At 74.4% G+C, this 22439-nt stretch carries 22 protein-coding genes and 1 tRNA gene; 7 read left to right on the top strand and 16 right to left on the bottom strand.

Annotated elements, in window-relative coordinates; translation table 11 throughout:
- The first annotated feature begins 27 nt into the window (after positions 1–27).
- A complete protein-coding gene (locus V5O46_RS14325; RefSeq protein WP_332884955.1) occupies positions 28–522 on the top strand; it encodes a DUF3830 family protein in 495 nt (164 codons plus the stop codon).
- On the opposite strand, the gene V5O46_RS14320 is transcribed toward V5O46_RS14325, so the two are convergent.
- Positions 503–1915: an amidase gene (locus V5O46_RS14320; protein ID WP_332884954.1), complete on the bottom strand. Its 1413-nt coding sequence runs from the start codon at positions 1913–1915 to the stop codon at positions 503–505. The genes V5O46_RS14325 and V5O46_RS14320 overlap by 20 nt on opposite strands.
- Positions 1916–1932: 17 nt before the next feature.
- On the bottom strand, positions 1933–2892 hold the full coding sequence (locus V5O46_RS14315) for a D-2-hydroxyacid dehydrogenase (protein ID WP_332884953.1): 960 nt from the start codon (positions 2890–2892) through the stop codon (positions 1933–1935).
- A gap of 289 nt (positions 2893–3181) precedes the next feature.
- On the opposite strand from V5O46_RS14315, the gene V5O46_RS14310 reads away from it, so the two are divergent.
- Complete coding sequence (locus V5O46_RS14310; protein ID WP_332884952.1) at positions 3182–4030, top strand: maleate cis-trans isomerase family protein; 849 nt, start codon at positions 3182–3184, stop codon at positions 4028–4030.
- Positions 4027–4758, top strand: coding sequence for a maleate cis-trans isomerase family protein (locus V5O46_RS14305; protein ID WP_332884951.1), 732 nt, complete (start codon positions 4027–4029; stop codon positions 4756–4758). Before V5O46_RS14310 ends, V5O46_RS14305 begins: the two co-directional genes overlap by 4 nt.
- 240 nt (positions 4759–4998) lie before the next feature.
- Here the strand turns inward: V5O46_RS14305 and V5O46_RS14300 are convergent, their stop codons facing one another.
- Positions 4999–5343 (bottom strand): SCO0607 family lipoprotein, encoded by a 345-nt coding sequence (locus tag V5O46_RS14300; RefSeq protein WP_332884950.1) that lies wholly within the window; start codon positions 5341–5343, stop codon positions 4999–5001.
- A 161-nt stretch (positions 5344–5504) separates the two neighbouring features.
- On the opposite strand from V5O46_RS14300, the gene V5O46_RS14295 reads away from it, so the two are divergent.
- Positions 5505–6605 (top strand): LLM class flavin-dependent oxidoreductase, encoded by a 1101-nt coding sequence (locus tag V5O46_RS14295; protein WP_332884949.1) that lies wholly within the window; start codon positions 5505–5507, stop codon positions 6603–6605.
- On the opposite strand, the gene V5O46_RS14290 is transcribed toward V5O46_RS14295, so the two are convergent.
- Complete coding sequence (locus V5O46_RS14290) at positions 6581–8587, bottom strand: putative bifunctional diguanylate cyclase/phosphodiesterase (RefSeq protein WP_408648992.1); 2007 nt, start codon at positions 8585–8587, stop codon at positions 6581–6583. The genes V5O46_RS14295 and V5O46_RS14290 overlap by 25 nt on opposite strands.
- 311 nt (positions 8588–8898) lie before the next feature.
- On the opposite strand from V5O46_RS14290, the gene V5O46_RS14285 reads away from it, so the two are divergent.
- Positions 8899–10242, top strand: a complete 1344-nt coding sequence (locus tag V5O46_RS14285) for a M6 family metalloprotease domain-containing protein (RefSeq protein ID WP_332884947.1) — start codon at positions 8899–8901, stop codon at positions 10240–10242.
- A gap of 43 nt (positions 10243–10285) precedes the next feature.
- Here V5O46_RS14285 and V5O46_RS14280 read toward each other — a convergent pair.
- The 7 genes from V5O46_RS14280 to V5O46_RS14250 form a co-directional block, all read right to left on the bottom strand.
- Positions 10286–10359 (bottom strand) — tRNA-Lys (locus V5O46_RS14280).
- The gene (locus tag V5O46_RS14275; RefSeq protein ID WP_332884946.1) at positions 10350–10916 is read right to left on the bottom strand and encodes a bifunctional DNA primase/polymerase; all 567 of its coding nucleotides are present in this window, start codon (positions 10914–10916) and stop codon (positions 10350–10352) included. Before V5O46_RS14275 ends, V5O46_RS14280 begins: the two co-directional genes overlap by 10 nt.
- A 136-nt stretch (positions 10917–11052) precedes the next feature.
- Positions 11053–11421: a hypothetical protein gene (locus V5O46_RS14270; protein ID WP_332884945.1), complete on the bottom strand. Its 369-nt coding sequence runs from the start codon at positions 11419–11421 to the stop codon at positions 11053–11055.
- 93 nt (positions 11422–11514) lie between these two features.
- Positions 11515–12798 (bottom strand): AAA domain-containing protein, encoded by a 1284-nt coding sequence (locus tag V5O46_RS14265; RefSeq protein WP_332884982.1) that lies wholly within the window; start codon positions 12796–12798, stop codon positions 11515–11517.
- A gap of 116 nt (positions 12799–12914) precedes the next feature.
- Complete coding sequence (locus tag V5O46_RS14260) at positions 12915–14507, bottom strand: hypothetical protein (RefSeq protein WP_332884944.1); 1593 nt, start codon at positions 14505–14507, stop codon at positions 12915–12917.
- Positions 14498–15730: a hypothetical protein gene (locus V5O46_RS14255; protein ID WP_408648991.1), complete on the bottom strand. Its 1233-nt coding sequence runs from the start codon at positions 15728–15730 to the stop codon at positions 14498–14500. The genes V5O46_RS14260 and V5O46_RS14255 overlap by 10 nt, the downstream gene beginning before the upstream one ends.
- Entirely contained in the window at positions 15627–16646 is a 1020-nt protein-coding gene (locus V5O46_RS14250) for a phosphatase PAP2 family protein (protein WP_332884943.1), read from the bottom strand. Before V5O46_RS14250 ends, V5O46_RS14255 begins: the two co-directional genes overlap by 104 nt.
- Positions 16647–16849: 203 nt before the next feature.
- Between V5O46_RS14250 and V5O46_RS14245 the strand changes: the two genes are divergently transcribed.
- Together V5O46_RS14245 and V5O46_RS14240 are read left to right on the top strand one after the other, a co-directional pair.
- Complete coding sequence (locus V5O46_RS14245) at positions 16850–17446, top strand: histidine phosphatase family protein (RefSeq protein ID WP_332884942.1); 597 nt, start codon at positions 16850–16852, stop codon at positions 17444–17446.
- A gap of 81 nt (positions 17447–17527) precedes the next feature.
- The gene (locus V5O46_RS14240; protein ID WP_332884980.1) at positions 17528–18160 is read left to right on the top strand and encodes a class I SAM-dependent methyltransferase; all 633 of its coding nucleotides are present in this window, start codon (positions 17528–17530) and stop codon (positions 18158–18160) included.
- A gap of 76 nt (positions 18161–18236) precedes the next feature.
- Here the strand turns inward: V5O46_RS14240 and V5O46_RS14235 are convergent, their stop codons facing one another.
- The 5 genes from V5O46_RS14235 to V5O46_RS14215 form a co-directional block, all read right to left on the bottom strand.
- On the bottom strand, positions 18237–18428 hold the full coding sequence (locus tag V5O46_RS14235; RefSeq protein WP_332884941.1) for a hypothetical protein: 192 nt from the start codon (positions 18426–18428) through the stop codon (positions 18237–18239).
- Positions 18406–20232, bottom strand: a complete 1827-nt coding sequence (locus V5O46_RS14230) for a carbamoyltransferase family protein (protein WP_332884979.1) — start codon at positions 20230–20232, stop codon at positions 18406–18408. Before V5O46_RS14230 ends, V5O46_RS14235 begins: the two co-directional genes overlap by 23 nt.
- 94 nt (positions 20233–20326) lie before the next feature.
- Complete coding sequence (locus V5O46_RS14225) at positions 20327–20515, bottom strand: hypothetical protein (protein WP_332884940.1); 189 nt, start codon at positions 20513–20515, stop codon at positions 20327–20329.
- 11 nt (positions 20516–20526) lie between these two features.
- The gene (locus V5O46_RS14220; protein WP_332884939.1) at positions 20527–21444 is read right to left on the bottom strand and encodes an Inducer of phenazine A; all 918 of its coding nucleotides are present in this window, start codon (positions 21442–21444) and stop codon (positions 20527–20529) included.
- A 55-nt stretch (positions 21445–21499) separates the two neighbouring features.
- The gene (locus tag V5O46_RS14215; RefSeq protein WP_332884938.1) at positions 21500–22435 is read right to left on the bottom strand and encodes an NAD(P)/FAD-dependent oxidoreductase; all 936 of its coding nucleotides are present in this window, start codon (positions 22433–22435) and stop codon (positions 21500–21502) included.
- Positions 22436–22439: the final 4 nt, after the last annotated feature.

The raw sequence follows: 22439 nt of genomic DNA, 5'->3' as shown, positions 1-22439 counted from the left end.
GGGTCCGCGGCCACTGCCATGGTGGGCATGGCTGATCGCTTCATCGAAGTCTCCCTGGTCAAGCGCGACGTCCACTGCAGGGCCCGGCTGCTGGACGATCGCGCTCCGCTCACCTGCGCGGCCGTCTGGGACGCCCTGCCGCTCGCCGGCGACGTCTACCACGCAAAGTACGCACGCAATGAGATCTACGCTCTTTTCCCGCCCTTCGCCGCAAACGAGCCACCTCTGGAGAATCCGACCGTCACCCCGATCCCCGGCGACCTGTGCTACTTCGCCTTCGCGGGCACCGAGTTGGGCACCAGGGCCTACGGCTACGACCGCGAGGTCCGCGCCGGTGCCACCCTCGTCGACCTGGCCCTGTTCTACGAGCGCAACAACCTGCTGCTCAACGGAGACGTCGGATGGATCCCCGGCATCGTCTGGGGCCAGGTCGTCGAGGGGCTGGACGCCATGGCCGAGGCCTGCACCGACCTGTGGCGCTCGGGAGCGGCGGGGGAGACCCTCAGCTTCCGCCGGGCCTGACACCGGTGACGGGGCCGGGCACCCCGGCCCCGTAGAGCGCGTGCGCCGTCCGCAGGACCAGATCGTCCCGGTGGCGGGCGGCCACGAGCTGCATCCCGATCGGCAGCCCGTCCCCGTCCCGCCCGACCGGGACCGTCGCCGCCGGCTGCTGGGTCAGGTTGAACGGGTAGGTGAACGGCGTCCACCCGGTCCACCGCCGGTGCCCGGACCCCTTGGGCACCTCGGCGCCCGCCTCGAACGCGGTGACCGGCAGAGTCGGCGTGACGAGCAGGTCGTACGACTCGTGGAAGCGGCCCATCCGGCGACCCAGCTCCATCCGGACGTCCACCGCGGCCAGATAGTCCAGCGCCGAGTAGCGCGCGCCGGCGGCGCACACCTCGCGCAGCCCCGGGTCGAGCAGCTCCCGCTGGTGCGGGCCCAGGTGCTGGGTCACCCGCGCCGCCCCGCTGAACCACAGCGTGTGGAAGGCGTCGACCGGCTCGGCGAAGTCCGGGTCGGCCTCCGTGACGTACGCACCCAGCTCCGCCAGCCGCTCCACCGCCCGCCGCACCGCCGTCGCCACCTGCGGCCGCACCGCCACCTGCCCGCCCAGCGACGGCGAGTACGCCACCCGCAGCCCGGCCACCCCGCCGGACAGCGCCTCGGTGTACGAGCCGGGCGGCGGTCCCAGCGCCGACCAGTCCCGGGCGTCCGGCACCCCGATCACGTCCAGCAGCAGCGCCGCGTCCGCCGCGTCCCGGGTCATCGGACCGACGTGCGCCAGCGTGCCGAAGGCGCTCGCCGGATACAGCGGTACCCGCCCGTACGTCGGCTTCAGCCCGAAGATCCCGCAGAACGACGCCGGGATGCGCACACTCCCGCCGCCGTCCGTGCCCAGCGCCAGCGGTCCCGCGCCGAGCGACACCGCCGCCCCGGCGCCGCCGCTGGAGCCGCCCGCGGTGCGGGACGGATCGTGCGGGTTGCGGGTGACGCCGGACAGCGGAGAGTCGGTCACGCCCTTCCAGCCGTACTCGGGCGTGGTCGTCTTGCCGAGGAACACCGCGCCGTGCTCCCGCATCCGGGCGACCGACGGCGCGTCCTCCGCCCAGGCGCCCTCCGGGGAGACGGCCCGCGAACCCTTCAGGGTCGGGTGACCGCGCATCAGCAGGATGTCCTTCACCGTCGCCGGCACCCCGTCCAGCCGCCCGCACGGCTCACCGCGCCGCCACCGCCGCTCCGACTCCCGGGCCCGCTGACGTGCCTCCTCGCCGGTGAGCCGGACGAAGGCGTTCACCTCCGGCTGGATCCGCTCGGCCCGCTCCAGCGACGCCCGTGTCGCCTCCACAGGGCTGAAATCGCCCTTGCGGTAGCCGTCGAGGAGCTGCACGGCGGTCAGCTCGGTGAGGTCGGTCATCCACCCTCCCAGGGACGTCAGTGCCCGGGTACGTACCCGCGCTGCTTGTCGACCACGTTCGTCAGAGGACTGCCCGCCAGCCAGCGCTCGTACAACTCCACGAACTGCGCACCGAGCTCGTCCCGCCAGCCGATCGTGTCGCCGCTCATGTGCGGGGACACGATCAGACCCGGGACCTGCCACAGCGGGCTGCCGGCGGCGAGCGGCTCGGACTCGAACACATCCAGCGCGGCGCCCGAGATCCACCGCTTGTCCAGCGCCTCGGCCAGCGCCTCCTCCACCACCAGCTGACCGCGCCCGATGTTGATGAACCGGGCGGAGGGCTGCATCACCCCGAACCGGCGGGCGTCGAACATGCCGCGGGTGTCCTCGGTCAGCGGGGCCGCCGCGACCACCCAGTCGGCGCGCGCCAGCAGCCGGTCCAGGTCGTCCGGGCCGTGCACGCCGGTGCGCGGGGTGCGGCCGACCAGCGCGGTGGTGATGCCGAGCGCCTTCAGCACCCGGACGATCGCCCGCCCGATCGGCCCCGAGCCGACCACCACCGCCCGGCCGCCGGCCACCCGCTGCGACTCCCGGTGCCGCCAGGCCCGCTCCCGCTGGAACTCCAGCGTCCGCGGCAGGTCCTTGGCCATGGCCAGAACGAGGGCGGCGACGTACTCGGCGATCGGCTCGTCGAAGATCCCGCGGGCGTTGGTCACCACCGTGTCCGAGGCGGCGAGCTCCGGGCACATCAGATGGTCCACGCCCGCGCTGGCGGTGTGCACCCAGCCCGGCCGCGGCCCGTCGCCCGGCCAGGCGCTGCGTACGGCGTGCGAGGTGAAGTCCCACACCAGCAGGACGTCGGCGTACGGCAGTCGCCCGGCGAGGGTCGACTCGTCCGCGTACTCGATCCGGGCACGGCCGGTCAGCCGGCCGAGGCGGGGGCGGGGCTCGGCGTCCAGGACGAGGAGGGTGGGGGCGGGGCCGGGGATGGTCATGGGCAGGCGCTTCTCCGAGGACGAGGGCGACGAGGGCGACGAGGGTGACGAGAGGGGCGGGGGCGACGGGGGAGGCGGGCCGAAGGCAGGCCTTCGGCCGGCGCGTACGGCCTCGTCACGGGGTTACCGGCCGGTTGCCGACCGGGGCCCCGACGAGGGATTGACCAGCTGTTGACCTGCGGGTGACACGGGCGGATTGACCACGCTCGCACCGGAACCTACCGTCGTCAACACGACCGTGCGTGCGGTGCGTTCTCCTCCCCTCCGTCGTGTGAGGCCGGTGCGTGCCATGGACATCTCTTTTCTCGGCGGACCCGCCCCGCAACGCGGAGTCGGTGTCGTCGCTCCTTTCGATTTCGCGCTCGACCGCGAGCTGTGGCGCTGGGTCCCGGACGAGGTCTCGCTGCACATGACGAGAACCCCGTACGTGCCCGTCGAGGTCAGCCTGGACCTGGCCCGTCTGGTCAGTGAACACGAGACGCTGGAGGAAGCCACCCGGACGCTGAACGCGATCGCCCCCGAGGTCGTCGCCTACGCCTGCACCTCGGGCAGCTTCGTCGGCGGCATCGCCGGCGAGCGCGCGATGTGCGCGGCGATGACCCGGGCCGGCGCGACACCGTCCCTCACCACCTCCGGCGCGCTCCTGGAGGCGCTGGCCGAGCTGGGCGCACGCCGGGTCGCGCTGGTCACCCCGTACACCGTGTCGGTCACCCGGTCCCTGGAGGCGTATGTCGCCGAGGGCGGGGTCGGGATCGTCGGCTGTGCCTTCATGGGCCTGACCCGGCACATCTGGAAGGTGCCCTACCGCGAGGTCGCCGACATGGCACGCCATGCGGTACCGCACCCCGGGGCGGCGGACGTGCTGTTCATCTCCTGCACGAACCTGCCCACCTACGACGTGATCCCGCAGCTGGAGGCCGAGCTGCGCATCCCCGTGCTCTCGGCCAACCAAGTGACGATGTGGGCGGCGCTGCGCCGGCTGGGTACCCGTGCCGTGGGGCCGTATCAGGCGCTGATCGACCCGGCGGCCCGGCCCGGACCCGTACTGCCGGAGTCGCCGCAGGTTCCCGGACTGCCCGAGGCGGGGCAGGTTCCGGGATGGCCGGAAGAAGGACAGCAGCAGGAAGGGTGGACATGACAGCACTGGGATTCCTGTACCCGGGCCACTCCGGCGAGGACGACTATCCCCGCATGGAGCAGCTCCTGGGCAGTGACATCCGGGTCGACCTGGTGCACACCGACATCGGCGAGGACGCCCACCGCGTGGACGCGCTGCTGGAGATGGGCTCCCCGGAGCGGCTCGCGGCGGGCGTCGCGGAGCTGCGGCACGCGGGCGCGGACGCGGTGGTGTGGGCGTGCACCAGCGGCAGCTTCGTGCACGGCTGGGACGGCGCCCACGAGCAGGTCCGCACCCTGGCCGCGACGGCCGGGATGCCGGCCTCCTCCACCTCCTTCGCCTTCGTCCACGCCGTCCGGGAGCTCGATGTCCGCCGGGTCGCCATCGGCGCGACCTACCCGGAGGACGTGGCCCAGCTCTTCGCCGGCTTCCTGCGCGCGGGCGGCCTGGAGGCGGTCGGCGTCCGCAGCTCCGGGATCATCACCGCGGCGGAGGTCGGCACCTGGGGGGAGACGGAGGTCCTGGCACTGGCCCGGGCCGCCGACCACCCCGACGCGGAGGCGGTGCTGCTCCCCGATACCGCGCTGCACACGGCGGCCCATATCCCGGCCCTGGAGAAACAGCTGGCCAAGCCGATCCTCACGGCCAACCAGGTCACGGTCTGGGAGGGGCTGCGGCTGGCGGACCGCCGGGTCAACGCCCCGGAACTGGGGTCGCTGTTCGCCCGTGAGCCGATCGTGCAGGTCTGACGGGCCGCCGGGCCGGCGGACCGGGTCCGGCACGCAGGAACCCCGGTCCCGCTGCAGCGGGACCGGGGTTCTCGTCGAGCGCTGGGCAGGCCTTGCACCTGCATCTCCCCGCAGGAAGCGGGGCGTCTTTCCTTGGACCACCAACGCACCACCGGCCGCGCGGGGTTGTCCCGGTGACCAGCGCTTCATGATCATAGCGCAGGGACACCGGGCACCGGCAACCCGAGGGGCGGCGGAGGGTCATTCGACCTCCGGCGCGTCGACGATGTCGCCGTTCTCGTCCACCATGTGGGTCCGCCAGTACACGTCCCACTTGTCGTCGACGTGCTTCGGCACCTTGCCCTCGGGGTAGCGGACGTAGCCCTCCGGTGGCTGCTCGTCGTCCGGCACGCATGCGGAGCCGGTGCCGCCGACCGTCATGACCGGGTACTCGCCGCCGCCGCAGACCGCGTCCCGGAAGTCGATGGAGCATCCGGTGAGCGCGACGGCCGCCGCGGCACCCGCGAGGACTGCGGCAGCGGCGCCCCGGACGCCGCTGCGCCGGCGGGCGAGGGCGCGTCGACCGGTCGGGTGGGAGGTGGGCACGGTGGTCTCCTGTCGTAGGTCTGCCCACCACCATCCCCGGCCCGGCGCGTCCTGCCATGAGTACGCGTACTCAGAGCCGTGCTCACCCGCGCCAGGAATACCCCGCCTCCGGCACCCGTTGATCCCGCAGCGACCGTCGCCCGACCCAGGAGGCACCCACCATGTCCGCTGACGCCACGGAGGAGATCCGGGGCACCGCCCGCGGCACCGCCCCCGTCCCCCTGTCCATCCTGGACCTGGTCACCGTCGGCGCCGGGCGCACCGCCACCGGCGCGCTGCGCACCAGTGCCGACCTCGTCCGCCTCGCCGAGCGGCGCGGCTTCCACCGGTACTGGGTCGCCGAGCACCACTCCATGCCCGGCGTCGCCTCCTCCTCGCCCGCGGTGATCCTGGCCCACCTCGCCGCGTACACCGAGCGCATACGCCTCGGCTCGGGCGGGGTGATGCTGCCCAACCACGCGCCCCTGGTGATCGCCGAGCAGTTCGGCACGCTGGAGGCGATGGCCCCGGGCCGGATCGACCTCGGCCTCGGCCGCGCCCCGGGCACGGACGGGGCCACCGCAGCAGCGCTGCGCCGCACCGACCGGCTGAGCGAGGGCGCCGACGACTTTCCGCAGCAGCTCGCCGAGCTGACCCGGTTCCTCGACGACGACTTCCCCGACGGGCATCCCTACCGGCGCATCCATGCCGTACCCGGGCCGGTCCAGGCCACCGCCGCCGGCGGGGTGCAGTCCCCGCACCGGCCACCGGTCTGGCTGCTCGGCTCCTCCGGGTTCAGCGCCCGGCTGGCCGGCACTCTCGGGCTGCCCTTCGCCTTCGCCCACCACTTCTCGGCGCAGAACACCGTCCCGGCGCTCGACCTGTACCGGGAGACCTTCCGGCCGTCCGCCGTCCTCGGTGAGCCCTACGCCCTCATCGGTGTGTCGGCGCTCGCCGCCGAGGACGAGCGGGAGGCGCGGCGCCAGGTGCTGGCCGCCGCGCTGGGCATGGTGCGGCTGCGCACCGGGCGGCCCGGCCTGGTCCCGACGCCGGAGGAGGCCGAGGCGTACGAGTTCGGCCCGATGGAGCGGGAGTTCGCCGCCTCCTGGAACGCCAACGTCGTCCACGGCACCCCGGACGAGGTCCGCTCCGGACTGGACGAGCTGCACAAGCGCACCGGCGCCGACGAGCTGATGATCACCGCCAACGCACACAGCGGTGAGGTCCGGCTGCGCTCCTACGAACTGATCGCCGACGCCTACGGATTGCCGACCGCCGCCTGAAGCAGCAGGTCCGAGATGCGGTCCGGGTGGACGGGCCGCGAGTACAGCCAGCCCTGGCCCGTGTCGCAGCCGATCCGGCGCAGCCGGGAGGCCTGGTCGGAGGTCTCCACGCACTCGGCGGTGACGGTGAGTCCGAGCCGGTGCGCCAGCTGCACCATCGCCTCGACGATCACCTCGTCGGCCGGGCTGGTCCGGTCGGCGTCCGGCTCGGCCTCCCGGCCCGTGGGGCGGGCGTCGCGGCTGTCGTACTGGAAGCCCCGGACGAAGGAGCCGTCCAGTTTCAGCACGGACACCGGCAGGCGGCTGAGGTAGGCCAGGTTCGAGTATCCGGTGCCGAAGTCGTCGATGGCGATGTGCACCCCCATGTCGCTGAGCGCCTTCAGGGCCTGCAGTGGGCGGCCCGCCGAGCCCATCACCGCCGACTCGGTCAGCTCCAGCTGCAGCAGTTCCGGCGCCAGCCCCGTCTCGGCGAGGGTCTGTGCGACGTCCGCGACCAGGTCGGAGTCCCACACCTGCCGCACCGCCACATTGACGCTGACGAAGATCGGCGGCTCGCCGGGGTGGTCGAGCTGCCAGCGGCGGGCCTGCCGGCAGGCGGTCCGCAGCACCCAGCGGCCCAGCGGAACGATCGAGCCGTCCTCCTCCGCCAGTGCGATGAACCGATTCGGCGCCAGTACGCCGAACTGAGGATGATTCCAGCGGACGAGCGCCTCGACGCCGCGCAGCCGGCCGTCGTCCATGCCCACCAGCGGCTGGTACTCCAGGGCGAACTCGCCGCGGTCGATGGCCGGCCGGAGTGTGGCGGCCAGCGCCTGACGGGTCATCCGGTGGGCGTTGCGCTCGGGGTCGAAGAGCGTCCAGCGGGACCTGCCGTCCGCCTTGGCCCAGTACAGCGTGGTGTCCGCGGCCTGCATCAGGGCGGTCGGGGTGGTGCCGGAGGCGTGGCGTTCGACGACGCCGATCGAGGCGGTGACGGACACCCGGCGGCCGGACAGCTCGAACGGCCCCTGGAGCGCGGCCAGGACGGACTCGGCGAGGTCGGCGAGCTGATCGGTGCCGGTGGAGCCCTCCACCAGCAGCGCGAACTCGTCGCCGCCGAGCCGGGCCACCAGCGGGGTGCCGGTACGGGCGTGCGAGGCCTGCTCGGCGCAGCGGGTGAGCCGCTCAGCGACCGCGGTCAGCAGCAGGTCGCCGGCGCGGTGGCCGAGGGTGTCGTTGACGGCCTTGAAGCCGTCCAGGTCGAGGTAGCACAGTCCGATCCGGCCGGTGTTGCCGTTGTGCTCGTACGACTCCGGTTCCAGGGCGGCGGTGAGGCGTTCGAAGAACAGGGCGCGGTTGGGCAGCCGGGTCACCGGGTCGTGCATCTGCAGGTGGCGCAGCCGGGCCTGGAGCTCCCGACGGGCGCTGATGTCGGTGACGGACAGCAGCAGGTCCGGCGCGTCGCCGGCCAGCGGTTCCACGGTGACCTGCGCCCACAGGGAGTGGCCGTCGGGGCGCTTCAGCCGGCGGGTGCAGCGCAGCCGGGGGCGCTCGCCGGCGAGCACCTCGCGGTAGGCGCTCCAGGTGCGGGCGTCGGAGGCGAGGTCCACCAGGTCGGCCGCCGCACAGCCGGCCAGCGTCTCGGGGGCGGTGCCGAGCAGTGCGCCGAGGTGGTCGTTGGCACTGGCCACCAGACCGTCCGGGGCCACGACGGCCATGGCGAGCGGGGCGGCCGTGAACACATGGCGGTAGTCCGGGGGTTCCTCGGTACCGTCGGCCGTGTCCGACCGGACCGTCTTGCCCAAAGGTACGGGCGTGTCCGTGCGGACGGCCGTGTCCGAACGGTCGGCCGACCGGGTACGGCCGGTCGTCTCCGTGCGCGCTGTCGTCTCCGTGCGGCCGGTCGTACGACTCGTACCAGGAGCCAGGCTGTTGTCACTCTCTGTGACGGCGGACCGGTCGAGGTCTGCCGCAGGTGTCGGCCCTTCGGACGTTCCGCTCACCGCTCGCTCCCGCAGTGCACTCGATCTCTGTCCGTGCAGGAAAGTGTGCCGATCATAGAGGCTGGCCCGGGGCCCTTCCAGCCGTTGACCGCTATGCCGGGCGGGCTTCAAGTCCTGCCAGATCGTTTCTGCTCGCCCATGGGCGGGTTCTAAACGCCCCCGACCAGTTGTGACGTTCCGTGAGTGTCGTGGGGTGCCGGTTCGGCCGGAATCTGTGCCGGCTCACCCGTCCGGTGCAGCCGAACAGGGCGCAGTACGACAAATATGCACAAGCTGGGTGCGGTGTCCCGCGAACCGCCCCGGAGGTCCATGTGCCGCGCCAGCTCCCGCTGAGGCGACTTCCCCGCGAGGCCCTCAGCGGGCTCGCCGCGGGCCGCCGGGCGGTCGGCGCGGTGGGCCGGCGGTCCCGGCTGCGCAGTACCGCGGCGGTGGCCACCACCATGTCGGCGCTGGCCGCGACCTCGCTGGTGACCGCGCCCTCGATCGCCGAACCCTTCTCCCCGGAGCCCTGTGCCCTGCAGCGCACCGAGGCCCACCACTCCGAGGGCCTGGACACCTGGAACGCCGCCTATCCGCGGCCCACCCGCGCGCTGGACGCGGTGATGGTGTTCCTGTCCTTCCCCGACTCCCATCCGCTGACCGCGCCGGCCGAGCTGGCCGCCGACCACTTCCCGGCCACCACGCGCTTCTTCCAGCGGGCCTCCTACGGCAGGTTCACGCTCCGGCCGCACCCGCTGCGGCGCTGGATCCGGATGCCGATGCCGTCCACCTCGTACGCCATACGGCGCGACTGGGCCGCGCCGGACCGGGCCGCCTATCTGCGGGACGCGCTCGCCGCGGCCGACGGGTTCGTCGACTTCTCCCGCTACGACATCGTCTACCTCGTCGCCGACCCGGACGCTCCCGGTGTGAACTCGGACGCCACCAAGGTCGTCAACCTGGACACCCCGCTGCGGGCGGACGGCACCGACATCCGGCGGGTGGTCACGGTCTTCGAGAACCATCCGCCCGACCGGCTGGTCCTGGCCCACGAGACCGGGCACGTGCTCGATCTGCCCGACCTCTACCACCGGCCGGCCGACGGCAGGGGTGACTGGGACACCCATGTCGGGGACTGGGACCTGATGGGCAGCCAGTTCGGGCTGGCACCGGATCTCTTCGGCTGGCACAAGTGGAAGCTGGGCTGGCTGCAGCCCCGGCAGGTGGTGTGCGTACGGGGCGCCGGGCCGACACGGCTGACGCTGGAGCCGCTCGGGGCGGGACCCGGGGTGCCGGTGGCCGGGGCGGCGGGCGCCCCTGCGTTCGGTCTGGGGCGGGGTACCAAGCTGGCGGTGGTGCGCACCGGCGCCGACAGCGCGCTCGCGTTCGAGGTGCGCGGGCCGGTGGGCAGCGACGTCGGCGCCTGCCGGGCCGGGGTGCTGGTGTACCGGGTGCGCAGCGGGGCCGCGTCCGGCGGCGGACCGATCGAGGTCGTCGACGCCCACCCGCGGTCCGAGGCCTGCTGGGAGGACTCGGTGTACCCGCCGCTCGCGGACGCGCCGGTGGCGGCCGGGGAGAGCTTCACCGTGCCGGGGGAGGGTGTCCGGGTGGAGGTCGCGGGGCTGACGGCGGCGGGTACGTGGACGGTGACGATCACGCCGGGGTACCGGGCCTGAACGAAGAAGGCCCCCCGCTTGCGCGAGGGGCCTTCCCGTGTCGTGCGCCGCCAGGGACTCGAACCCCGGACCCGCTGATTAAGAGTCAGCTGCTCTAACCAACTGAGCTAGCGGCGCCTGCTGACGTCGTAGACCTTAGCATCCTGGTCGGCGGGAGGAAAAATCGATATCCGCACGGCCGCGCGGGCCGCCCGGACGGCCGCCCACAGCACCACCTCCGGACCCGGGAGCCAGGGTTGCCGGGTGTCCGGTGCGACCAGCCAGCGGGCGCCGGAACGGGCCGACAGCTCGTCCGGCGCCGGGACGGTCACCGCGTCCCCGGTGCCGTGGCACAGCAGCGCGGGCACCGGGCCGGCCCGGCCGCCCCACTCCTCCCACTCCAGCAGCGAGGGCAGCCGCTGGGCGGTGCCGGGCGCGGCGAACAGCAGGATCCGGCCGCGGAACTCGGCCACCGGTCCCGAACCCGGGCCCTCCGCCCACAGCCGGTCCAGCATCCGCCGTCCGAACATCGCCGAGACGCCGACCACGTCGAAGACGGAGCCGCAGGGCAGGACCACCGGAGCGGCCGGCCGCTCCTGCCAGAGCGCGCGGGTGCTGCGCGGATACGGGCTCGCCGAGGCCAGCCAGGCGGCGCCGTCCGAAGTGACGCGGGAGATGCTCGGTGCACTGCTCATGGGCACCAGATCTACCGGCCGTGAGCATCCCGCTCCGCTGGGTTGCGCGAAACCGGGACAGGGGAGGGGGCAGAGGAGTATCTTGCCCGCCTGGCATATGCCCGGCGGGGTGTGCCCGCCCAGGGCCGGATGCCGGTCACACGGGGTCGACGTGCCCCCGGCCACCGTCGCCGCCGCGCAGCAGGTCCCGTCCGAACTCCACCATCCGCTTGGCGTAGTCCTCGGTCCACTCGGCCCGCTCCGCGATGTCCGCCGCCGTCAGCCGGTCGAACCGGCGCGGGTCGGCGAGCTGCGCCGCCGCGACGGCCTGGAACTCCATCGCCCGGTCCGCCGCCGCACGGAACGCCTGCGTCAGCTCCGTCGCCCGGTCCAGCAGCGCCCGGGGGTCGTCGATCGACTCCAGGTCGAAGAAGTGCTCCGGGTCGGCTGCCGCCGCCGCGGGTTCGAAAAGCAGGGGCGCGGGGCGTAGCCGCGGTTCGTTCTTTCGCGGCGTGGGCTCCGCCATGTCTTCTCCTCCTCGTACATCTGCCAACGTCCATTGTCCCGCGCCCGCGCAAGAGGGCGTCCGGCCGCCGGGCTCCGTCCGGTGGGGGTGCTGCTACGGCCGCCAGGGCACGCGGTGGCGGGTGAGGTGGGCCAGCACCGCGTGGTTGGCCTCCCAGCCGTCCGGGAACTTCACCAGCGTGCCGAGCTGGACAGGTTCGGTGGACGGGTAGGCGTCCAGGAGGTCGTCGACACCGGCGCGGCACACCACGATGCAGGCGTGCCGGTGCCGTGAGGCCAGGACGCACAGGCGGCCGGTCTCCAGGTGGAACGCGGTGGCGTCGGGGCGGCCGGAGAGCGGATGCAGGACCACCGTCACGTCGTACTCGCGGCCCTGCAGCCGGTTGGCCGTGTCGACGGTCACGTCGGTGACCGCCAGCTCCGCCAGCGCCGCGCGCACCGCCGCCGCCTGGTCCCGGTGCGCGGTGCCGACGGCGATCCGGGCGGCGGTCAGCGGGGCCGGGTCCGGGGAGCGCTCCGACGCCGCCGTGCCGCCCCGGTCGAGCAGCCGCCGTACCACCGCCGCCACCGCCCGCACCGCCTCCGGGTCGGTCCGCGGGGTGTGCCGCGCGGGCAGCTCCAGCAGGCCCCAGCCGGAGGCCGCCGCCTCGTCGATCACCCGGTCCGGGCCGGACCCGTCCGACGGCTCCGCGAAGGCGAGGGCCCGGTCGCCGGGGCCGGTGCCGCTGCGGAACGGCGTGTACGGATAGAACGCGTCGGAGACGAGGGGCGCGGCCGACGCCGGGAGCCGCCAGGACACCGGAAGGCGGTGCTGGGGCAGTCCGGGGTTGTGCGCGAGCAGCGTCGTCACGGCCGATGCGGACGGGTCGTGGGACAGGCCCGCCCACTGCTCGCCGCCCACGATCGCGAACGGGTCGAGCTGGCCCGGATCGCCGACGAACAGCGCCCGCTCGAACAGCCCGGCCACGGCCAGCAGCGAGTCCGAGCGCATCTGGTACGCCTCGTCGACGATCGCGTGCCGCCACGGCTCGTCCACCTTCACATGCGCCCACTTCGCGGCCGTGGACAGCACCACGCCGAGCCCGGCGAGGTCGGCGGCCTTCGCCGACTTCCGGACGTTCGCCAGCCCGTCCAGGGCCCGGTCGTACGCGTCGGCGTCGCTGCTGTGCAGCCGGCCCACCGGCAGCTCGGGGTCCTTCTCGGCGAGCCGCAGCACCAGGTCGTCGACCTGGGCGTTGGTCTGCGCGACCACCATCAGCGGACGCCCGGCCGCAGCCAGCTCCAGCGCCGCCCGCACCACGAGCGTGGACTTGCCGGCGCCCGGCGGGGAGTCGACGACCACACCGCGCTCGGCGCCGTGCAGCGTGTCGTGCAGGATCGCCGCCGTGGCGCGGGCGGCCTCCGCGCCCGGATCGAAGCCGGCGCCGTGGCCAGGGTCGACGGCGGCGCCGGGGCCCGGGCCGTGGCCGGTGCGGACGTCCGTGGCGGTCGCGGTCACAGCAGGTCCTCCTCGGTCGGCGGATCGGCGGGTTCCGGTACGGCCTCACCGTCGGGCGGCCCGCCGTGCGTCCACGGTGTCTGCTCCGGGTCGGGCAGCTTCGCCCCGCCCCGCTGCTCGTGCTCGAACAGGGTGAAGCAGACCCGGTCCCCCTTCTCCGGCACGGACCCGGCCTCCGGCTCCCTGCCGCGGCCCATCCTGTCCAGGATCCGGACGACGAAAACGCCCTCGTCCTCCTGTGCGACGAACTCGGCGGACTGCGGCTTCCCGCCCAGCGACCGGTACACCTTCACCCGCTCGCCCAGCTGCGGCCGGTCCTCCGTGCGGACCGTGACCAGCGGGCGCGGGCTGGGCCGCCGGCTCTCGCTGTACGCCATCACCACGTCCACCACCGCACCGGCGAACGCCTCCCCGGCCAGCCGCCGGCCCGCCATCACCAGCGGATCGTCCAGGGCCTCCTGCGCCTCCAGCCGGGCCTGCTCGCGCTCGCGCGTGGCGAGCTTGTTCGCCGCGGTGACCGCGTCGTCGCGGCGCGGCTGCGGGGGCTCACCGGCGGCGATCCGGTCCCGGTGCCCGGTGAACGACCAGCGGTCGCGGGTCCACCGCTCCTCGGCATGCGCCCCCGCGGGCAGCTCCCGCAGCAGGTCCAGGCCCCGCCACACCGCGTCCCACACCGGCCGGGTGTGGTCCGCGACCAGTGCACGGATCTCCTGCTCGGCCACGGTCAGCGCGCCGAGCCGCTCGTCGGCCTGCAGCCCGTCCTCGGCGGCGGCCAGCGCGGTACGCGCCCGGTCGTACCGCTCGATGGCGGGGGCGAGCCGCCTGTTGTCGAAGGCCGGGTCGGTCGCCGGTCCCGCGGGCGGGCACAGCAACTGGCCGTCGGCGTCCCGCGCCAGCTCCGCGCGGAGCGCCTCCTCGGCGCCGGAGGTCCCCTCGGGCGGGTCGATCCAGGCGAGCAGCGCGCCCAGGTGCTGGTCCTCCAGCGTGGACTGGCCGGTCGCCCAGTGCCGGCCCAGCAGATCGGTCATGGCGAGCAGCAGCGCGGAGCCGGGCACCCGGGCCCGCTCCCCGTAGTGGGTCAGCCACCGGCCGAGCAGCGGCACCCGCGGCGGCGCCGGATGCGGCGCCTGAGGATCCTGCTCGGCGGTACGCCGGAAGCGCATGGAGCGGCCGAGCAGCCGGACGAGGTCGATGCCCGCGCGGCTGGGCACGATCAGCTGCGCGGCGTCCGCGCACAGGTCGACCTCGACCTTGACCCGCTTGCCGGTCTCCGGGTCGGTCTCGGTCCGCTCGGCGGCCTCGACGGCGGCACCGTACGACTCCACGTACGGCAGCACGACGTCCGCCAGCCCGGCCAGGAACGCGAACCGCAGATCCCGGTCCCGGGGCTGCGGCACGACCAGCAGACGCGGGGCGTCCCGGTCGGTGCCGACCAGCGCGCCGAGCGGGGCACCGGCCTCACCTGCGGTGGTGAGCGGTACGCACACCAGCGGCCGGTCGGACAGATGACGGTGCCGGACCGTGGCGGCGGGACGGGCCCGCCCCGCGCGCACCGCCTCCAGCCGGGCGAGCGTGCCGATCAGCGACAACGCGCCACCTCCGCTCCGGCGCCCGGGCGGGCGTCCGCGACATCCTCGACGGGTACTCCGGCGCCCGCCAGCGCCTCCGCACGCAGCGCCGCCGCCCTGCGCAGCGCCGCCACCGCCGGATCGTCCGGGTCCCCGGCCTCCCCGCCGGCCGCCGCCAGCACCTCCGCCACCGTCGCCAGGCCGCCCAGCTCCGCCCGCGCCGGCCGCCCGAGGGTGGTCACCGCACCGGACGCGCGGGACCGGGCCCGGCAGTGGAAGGCCAGCTCGCACGCCGACAGACACTCCGGCGCGTACGCCGCCTCGACCGCCTCCACCGCCGCGGTCAGCTCCTCGGCCGGCAGCTGCGGGGAGAAACAGGCGCCCTCGGGGAGGGCGTCGGCGATCTCCTCGATCCGGGTCAGCCGGGCCAGCTGACGGCCGGTGACGGCGCGCTGCTTGCGGATGTCGACGGCCGACGCGGCGGGCAGGTTGGAGAAGTCCCTGGGGCAGACCAGCAGGATCCGCTGCCGGACGCGCGGCGCCGGATCCAGCTGCGCCGCGACCTCCTCCAGCGCCAGCACGTACACCGCGGCCTGCCGGGCCGCCGCGCCCACCTTCGCCGGGTCCGCGGAGCCGTCCAGCAGCGGGAACGACTTGATCTCCACCACCGTCCAGCCGCCGTCGGGGTGCACCACGACCGCGTCCGGCTCCAGGAACGCCGGGGAGCCCGCCACGTCGAGGGCGAGCATCGGATGGTCCAGGAGCGTCCAGCCACCGGCCGCGGTCGCCTCCCGCAGCGCCAGCGCCGTACGCGCCGCGCGCCCCTCGGGGCCGGTGGCGGCGAGGTCGGGCACCGTCGCGCCGTCGGGCCGGCCGGCGCCCGGGTCCAGCCGCTCGTGCACCAGCCGCAGCAGCTCCGCGCCGCCGTCCGCCTTGACCCGTGCCTCGAACGCGTTGCCCCGTATGAACGCGAACTGCGACTGGCCGAAGACCGACGGGGCGCCCAGCGCGCTCGCCAGCGCCGCCTTGTCCACCCCCGCGCCGTCCAGGATCGCCCGTCGTCGGCATCCGGGGTTGGCGGCCAGGGCGGCCAGGGCGCGGGCGTCCAGTGCCCTGGCCGGTACGTCGGGACCGCGCAGCTCAGCGAGCCGGTGCCGGAGCGCCGTCCCCCGCGTCCGCGGGTGCGGCGTCCGGGTCGGCTCCGGCGGGGAACCGGGGCTCGCGCTGCCGTGGAATTCGCTCACCCGCGGAAGTCTGGCATCCACCACTGACAACCGGGGAACCCGTGTCGCCCGAAGCCGGTGCGACCGGTGCGGTCGGTGAGGTCGGGGCGACCGGCACCACCGGCACGGCCGGCGCCGCGGACCGGACGGCGGCGACCTGCACCGCGACCCGGGCCCGGACCCGGTCCGCGCACCGCATCACGTACGGCGTCAGCAGCAGCCCGGCCCCCATCACGGCCGCGCCGGCCACCGCGTCCAGGAAGTAGTGGTTCGCGGTGCCCATCACCACGATTGTGGTCACCAGCGGATACACCACGCCCGCCGCCTTCGCCGCGCGCGTGCCGCCGTACCGCCACAGGATCACCCCGCACCACAGCGCCCAGCCGACGTGCAGGCTCGGCATCGCCGCGTACTGGTTGGTCATCCCGCCCAGCCCGCGCGGTGCGCTCGCCTCGCCGCCCCACCAGCCGTAGGAGCTGTAGTAGGCCATCGTGTCGACGAAGCCGTGGCTCGGATCCAGCAGCCGCGGCGGGCAGGTCGGCAGCAGGGTGAAGCCGATCAGACCGATGAAGGTGGAGGTCATCAGCCAGGTCCGGGCGGCGCGGTAGCGCACGGTGCGCGACCGGAAGAGCCAGACCAGCAGCACCGGGGTGACCACGTAGTGCAGCGACGCGTACCAGAAGTCGGCGGGTATGCCGAGCCAGGGCTCGCGGGTGAAGAGACGGTTCAGCGGATGCTCGGCGTTGAGGTGGAGCAGCTTCTCGACCCGCAGGATCGCCAGACCGTGGTCGACGGCGTCCGAGACGTCGCCGCGCACCAGGAGACGTCCGGCGGAGTAGCAGGCGTAGACGAGGAGGATCAGCGGAAGCTCGGTCCACCAGCGCAGCCGGGCCGGCGGGGCAGTCGCCTCGGTGCCCGGTATGTCGGCGTCCCGCATCCGATCGCCCGCCCCCTTCGTCCTTCATCCTGTGTCCCACGCACCCCGGCCGTGCCGGACGTGCCACTCTACGGCGTACGGGCGCCCTGGTCGGCGGTGCGCCCCGGCCCTGATAGACGCGGGGATCGCCCCCCGGGTTGCTCCTGCACAGGGTGCGCGATGATGGAGGGGTCCCGCCCGACACCTCTCCCGGAAGGCCCCTCATGGCACCGCGCATCCTGCTGGCCCGGCACGGACAGACCGAGTGGTCGCTGTCCGGCAAGCACACAGGCCGGACGGATGTGCCGCTGCTGGAGGAGGGCCGGCGCGGCGCCAAGCTGCTCGGCGATCGGCTGCACCGGCCGCCGCTGGACGGCCTGCCCGGGGCCGAGGTCCGCACCAGCCCGCTCGTTCGCGCGCAGGAGACCTGTGAACTCGCCGGGTTCGGTGAGCGCGCCCGCACCTGGGACACGCTGATGGAGTGGGACTACGGGGCCTACGAGGGGCTGACCCCGGCGCAGATCCAGGCCGTCCGGCCGGGGTGGCTGATATGGCGCGACGGCGTCCCCGAGGGGGAGAGCCTGGCGGAGGTCACCGCACGCGCCGACGAGGTGGTGGCCTGGGCCCGCGAGGCCGACCGCGATGTGCTGGTCTTCGCCCACGGGCACATCCTGCGCTCGATCGGGGCGCGGTGGCTGGGGCTGCCGCTGGACTTCGCGGCACGGATACGGCTGAACCCGACCTCCCTGTCGGTGCTGGGATGGGCGTACGGGGAGCCGGCGCTCGAGCACTGGAACGACGTGGGGCACCTGGCCGCCTGACGGCCCGCCCCCGCGGCCCGGCCGCCGGCGCCCGGCCGCCGGCACATCCCCGGGGGCCGGAGCACCTAGGATCGGCCCGTGATGCAGAGCGCACGGAGTGCAACGCCGGCCGGGCTCTTCGACGAGCTGGCCGAGGGCTACGACCACGGGCACCACGAGGAGATCGCGCGGGCCCTGATCGCGTGGGTGGCGCCCGGTCCGCTGGATGCCGTCGCCGACGTGGCGTGCGGGGCCGGAGCCGTCGCCCTGCACCTCGCACGGAACCGGCCGCCCGGCGCCCGGCCCGTGCTGGCCGTCGACCTGTCCGCGCGGATGATCGCGGCGGGCCGGGCCCGCGCCGCCGGTCCGGGACCGGACCCGGCCGTCGACTGGCGGGTCGGCGACGCCGTGCCGCTGCCGGTCGACGACCACTCCCTGGACGTCGTGCTCTGCGCCTCCGCCCTGCACTTCCTGGGCTGCCGGGCGGCCGACGACTGGTGGCGCGCCCTGCGTCCCGGCGGTCGCGTCGGGTTCACCCTGCCCCTGGCCACGCACTTCCGTCCCTCGGAACGCTTCTCCCGGCACATCGCCACCGATCTGCCGCTGCCCCGCACCGCGGCGGAGGCCAGTGCCTGGGCGACGGCCCGCGGATTCACCGACGCCGATTCCCGCGTCCACGCGCTCGGCACCCGTCGCGTCGTGCTGACCTCGGCCACCCGGCCGGTCGGCCGCTGAGTGCTCCGCCGGAACCTCCGCGGGGTGCCGTGCTCCGCTGCGCGCCGCCATGGCCGGTCGGGCAGTTCCCCGCGCCCTACGGGGCGTCGGCGAACGGCGGCCGGCCCCGGGGCGACCGGTCGAGATAGCTCGTCCGGCGGTCGTCCCGGGAACGCCGCAGCGGGTCCCGCACCGCCCGAGCGCACAGCCCCGCCGGGGTGACCACCGCGAAGTACAGCACGGCCAGGCCCAGGTGCCGCAGCCGCTCAGTCCATCGGGATCCCGGCACGCCAGTCGCCCCCCTCCCGCCACTCGGGCTGGTCCCGCTTGTCCAGCAGCCGGTCGCCGAGCACCAGGAGATCGATCCGGGTGCGCATGAAGCAGGTGTACGCCTCCTGCGGGGTGCGCACGATCGGCTCCCCGCGCACGTTGAACGAGGTGTTCACCAGCACCGGGCAGCCCGTGCGGTCCCGGAAGGCCGTGAGCAGCGCATGGAACCGCGCGTTGCGGCCGGCCGAGACGGTCTGCACCCGGGCCGACCCGTCGACATGGGTGACCGCCGGGATCGTGGAGCGCGGCACGCGCAGCAGCTCCAGTCCCGTCACTCCGTCGGCCGCCGCCCCGACCGCCAGCCGCCGGGCCGCGGCGACCTGCGCGGTCAGCAGCATGTACGGGCTCTCCTGCGTCAGGTCGAACCAGTCCTTGGCGTCCTCGGCGAGCACCGCGGGCGCGAACGGACGGAAGGACTCCCGGAACTTGGTCCTGAGGTTGAGAGTGGACTGCATGGCCGGGGACCGGGGGTCGGCGAGGATCGACCGGCTGCCCAGGGCTCGCGGTCCGAACTCCATCCGCCCCTGGAACCAGCCCACCACCTTCCCCGCCGCCAGTTCCGCCGCGACCCGCTCCACCAGTTCCCGCTCGCCCAGCCGCACGGCGGGACAGCCGCGGCCGGTCAGGAACTCCTCGATCTCCCGGTCGCGGTAGCCGGGGCCGAGCAGCGCCCCCGCCATCGCGTCCGCACCCCGGCCCACGTGGGCGCGGGGCGCACCCCGGCGGTGCGACTCGGCCAGGGCCGCGCCGAGCGCCCCGCCCGCGTCCCCGGCCGCCGGCTGCACCCACATCTCGTCGCAGACCCCGTCGGCCAGGATCCTGCCGTTGGCCACGCAGTTGAGCGCCACGCCGCCGGCCAGGCACAGCCGCCGCTCGCCGGTGCGCTCCAGCGCCGTCCGGGCCAGCCGCAGCATCACCTCCTCGGTCACCTGCTGCACGGAGGCCGCGAGGTCGAACTCCCGCTCGGTGAGCGGTCCTTCCGGGGTCCGGCGCGGCCCGTCGAACAGCTCCTCGAAGGCCCGGCCGACCATGGTCCGGCCGTACTGGAAGGTGAAGTGGCGCAGATCCAGGCGGAACGAGCCGTCCGGCTTCACATCGATCAGCCGCTCCCGGATCAGCGGCGCGTAGCGCGGCGTCCCGTAGGGCGCCAGGCCCATCAGCTTGTACTCCCCCGAGTCGACCTTGAAGCCGCAGAAGTAGGTGAACGCCGAGTACAGCATCCCGAGCGAGTGCGGGAAGCGGAGCTCCGCGAGCGGACGCAGCCCGGTGCCCCGGCCGTGCCACAGCGTGGTCGTCGCCCACTCGCCGACGCCGTCCACGCAGAGCACCGCCGCCGACGGGTACGGGCTCGGGAAGAACGCCGAGGCGGCGTGCGAGGCGTGGTGCCGGTGTGCCAGCACCGGGGGCAGCGCCTGCCCGGGTGCCTGCTCGCGCAGCCGCGCCCGTACCTCGTCCAGGGCCCGCCGCTTCCAGGACGTCCACTGCGGGAACGCCCGCCGGAACACCGGGAAGCCGTGCGGGGCCGTGGCCAACCAGGTGGCCAGCACCCGGCGGAACTTCAGCGCCGGGTCCTCGTAGAACGCCACGGCCGCCAGCTCGTCGAGGCGCAGTCCGGCCTCGCGCAGGCAGTAGGTGACGGCCTGCGCGGGGAAGCCGGGGTCGTGGCGGCGGCGGCTGAAGCGCTCCTCCTGCGCCGCGGCCAGCGGGACGCCGTCGGCCACGAGGGCCGCTGCGCTGTCGTGGTAGTAGGCGGAGATCCCCAGGACCGGGCCGTCCCCGACGAACGGAGCGTCCGGGCCGTCCGGAGCGCCGGTGCCCTGGACGGCTGCGCGCGCGGCGCCCGTACGGGTCCGCACGTCAGAACAGCGGGTAGACGGAGGCGTCGTCCTCGGGCTGCCGGCGCAGCCGCGAGGGCGGCGGGGTCCCCGTGGCGGGCGGCTCCTCCGGCGGGACACCGGGCGCGGGCTGCGTCCGGCGCCGGCCGCGGAGCCACGAGGCGAGCCGGCGGACCGCCGGCCCGGGTGCCGCGCTGCTGTCGTCACGCATCGAGGGACTCCTCACTCCAGGCCGAGGCGGTCCGCGAGCTGCCGGGCCACCAGGTCGTATCCCAGGTCGGTGCAGTGCACGCGGTCGATGAACAGCCAGTCCTCCGGGCCGGCGGCCTCGGCCAGCGCCACGTTCATGTCCAGGAAGGGCACACCGAGCCGGGCGCACCCGCCGGCCAGCCGGTCCGCGTAGCCGCGGCCGACCGCCATGGTGGAGATGTCGTTGTGGAACCGCCGGAAGTTGGACACCTCGTCGAGTTCGTCGAAGAGCAGCTTCTCGCGGGGCAGCGGCTCCTCGCGCACCCACGGCGCAAGCGGCTGCAGCGCGAAGGTCAGCCGGGCCCCGAGCGCGTCGGCCAGCAGCTTCCAGCCGCTGAGGTGACGGAGCGACAACTCGGCGGCGTGCGCCACCCGCTGCTCCGGCGGCGGTACGACGTCGGGGGCCGGCCCGCAGTCGAAGAAGGCGCCGTGGCGGCCCTGCTTCTCCTCGGGCAGCCGGCTGAGCACCAGATTGTTGACCCCGGAGAGCAGCACGATGTCCGCGACGGGCGGGAGCTCGTGCCGGAACAGGGTGAACAGCAGCAGCTCCTGGACCGAGTTGTGGCTCTGTCCGGCCATGTTCAGCCAGGGCAGCCGAGGCGCGTAGGAGTTCCACAGCCGCGCCGTCACGGTGGCCGCGTCGTTGGTGGCGCCCACGCCGAAGACCGCGGAACTGCCCGCGAGCACCCGCACCGGCCCGTCGGGGCGGTCGTCGCCGACCGTCGCCCGGAGCCCGCCGGGACCCGGGGTGACCCGGAAGCCGTGCCGGTCGGTGGTGTAGACGGGCGTCTTCTCGTTGCCGTACTGGAAGTACCCCAGATACGGCTGGTCCTCCAGGACGAACGTGTAGTGCTCCATGTGCGGGGTGAACTCGGCGCGGGGTGAGGTCATCGCGGATCGGCTCCCGTCGGTGCGCTGTGCGTGGCTGTCGTGGCGTGCGGGGTGCTCAGCGGCCGGGGACCGGGGGCGGCGGCTCGGGCAGGGAGCCGGGGCGGTCCTCGCGGATCAGATCGGAGTTGATCGCCATGCCGGCCAGTCCTCCGCTGGCGGCGGCCATGGCGGCCTGCTGCATGTTCCGGCCCAGGTCACCGGCGACGTACAGCCGGGGCAGACCGGTGCGGCCACGGTCGTCGGTCTGGACGGACTCCAGGTCCGGGGCCTGCAGCCAGGGGCGCAGCGGGGCCACCCGGGGCTCGGTGTCCAGGTGCAGGAACAGCGCGCCGTACGCTGCGGACCGGCCGTCGGCGAAGACCACCTCGACCCCCTCGGGATGCGGCTTCAGCTCGCTGACGCCGTCGGCGCGGACCGGGACCCCGGCGGCGGTGAGCAGCTCCCGCTCGTCCTGCGGCAGTTCGCGCCGGTCGGTGAGGTAGGTGATGTCGTCGGACCACACGGTCAGGGTCGAGGCCAGGCACTCGCTGGGCACGCCCCCTCCGTACACGGCGAAACGGCGTTCGCGCACCTCCCAGGCGTGGCAGTACGGGCACTCGAAGACGGACCTGCCCCACAGGTCCGTCAGGCCCGGGAGCGGCGGCAGCACCGAGCGCACCCCGGCCGCGTACAGCAGAGTGCGGGCGCGGACGGGGCCGGACCGCTCGGCGGTGACCACCACCTGGTCGCCGTCGTACTCGGCCGACACCACCTCGTCGTCGCGGAACGTCACGTCGTACGCGGCGAGCTGGGCGCGGGCGCGGGCGCGGAAGTCCTCGATCGTCGCCCCGTCGTTGGTCAGGACGTTGTGCATGACGCCGGCCGCCATGTTGCGGGCGTCACCGGAGTCGATCAGCAGCACACGGCGGCGTGAACGGCCCAGGTAGAGCGCCCCGTTGAGGCCGGCCGGGCCGCCTCCGACGATCACCGTGTCGTAGAGCTGTGCATCCAATGGT

The sequence above is a fragment of the Streptomyces poriticola genome, assembly GCF_036689765.1.
Classification (GTDB): domain Bacteria; phylum Actinomycetota; class Actinomycetes; order Streptomycetales; family Streptomycetaceae; genus Streptomyces; species Streptomyces poriticola.
This window is presented reverse-complemented; position numbering and strand designations above follow the sequence as displayed.

Bases quoted from the DNA above. Each gene is read 5' to 3' on its own strand.
- V5O46_RS14325 (WP_332884955.1), top strand. From the start codon at position 28: ATGGCTGATCGCTTCATCGAAGTCTCCCTGGTCAAGCGCGACGTCCAC.
- V5O46_RS14320 (WP_332884954.1), bottom strand. From the start codon at position 1,915: ATGACCGACCTCACCGAGCTGACCGCCGTGCAGCTCCTCGACGGCTAC.
- V5O46_RS14315 (WP_332884953.1), bottom strand. From the start codon at position 2,892: ATGACCATCCCCGGCCCCGCCCCCACCCTCCTCGTCCTGGACGCCGAG.
- V5O46_RS14310 (WP_332884952.1), top strand. From the start codon at position 3,182: ATGGACATCTCTTTTCTCGGCGGACCCGCCCCGCAACGCGGAGTCGGT.
- V5O46_RS14305 (WP_332884951.1), top strand. From the start codon at position 4,027: ATGACAGCACTGGGATTCCTGTACCCGGGCCACTCCGGCGAGGACGAC.
- V5O46_RS14295 (WP_332884949.1), top strand. From the start codon at position 5,505: ATGTCCGCTGACGCCACGGAGGAGATCCGGGGCACCGCCCGCGGCACC.
- V5O46_RS14275 (WP_332884946.1), bottom strand. From the start codon at position 10,916: ATGAGCAGTGCACCGAGCATCTCCCGCGTCACTTCGGACGGCGCCGCC.
- V5O46_RS14270 (WP_332884945.1), bottom strand. From the start codon at position 11,421: ATGGCGGAGCCCACGCCGCGAAAGAACGAACCGCGGCTACGCCCCGCG.
- V5O46_RS14250 (WP_332884943.1), bottom strand. From the start codon at position 16,646: ATGCGGGACGCCGACATACCGGGCACCGAGGCGACTGCCCCGCCGGCC.
- V5O46_RS14245 (WP_332884942.1), top strand. From the start codon at position 16,850: ATGGCACCGCGCATCCTGCTGGCCCGGCACGGACAGACCGAGTGGTCG.
- V5O46_RS14240 (WP_332884980.1), top strand. From the start codon at position 17,528: ATGCAGAGCGCACGGAGTGCAACGCCGGCCGGGCTCTTCGACGAGCTG.
- V5O46_RS14225 (WP_332884940.1), bottom strand. From the start codon at position 20,515: ATGCGTGACGACAGCAGCGCGGCACCCGGGCCGGCGGTCCGCCGGCTC.
- V5O46_RS14220 (WP_332884939.1), bottom strand. From the start codon at position 21,444: ATGACCTCACCCCGCGCCGAGTTCACCCCGCACATGGAGCACTACACG.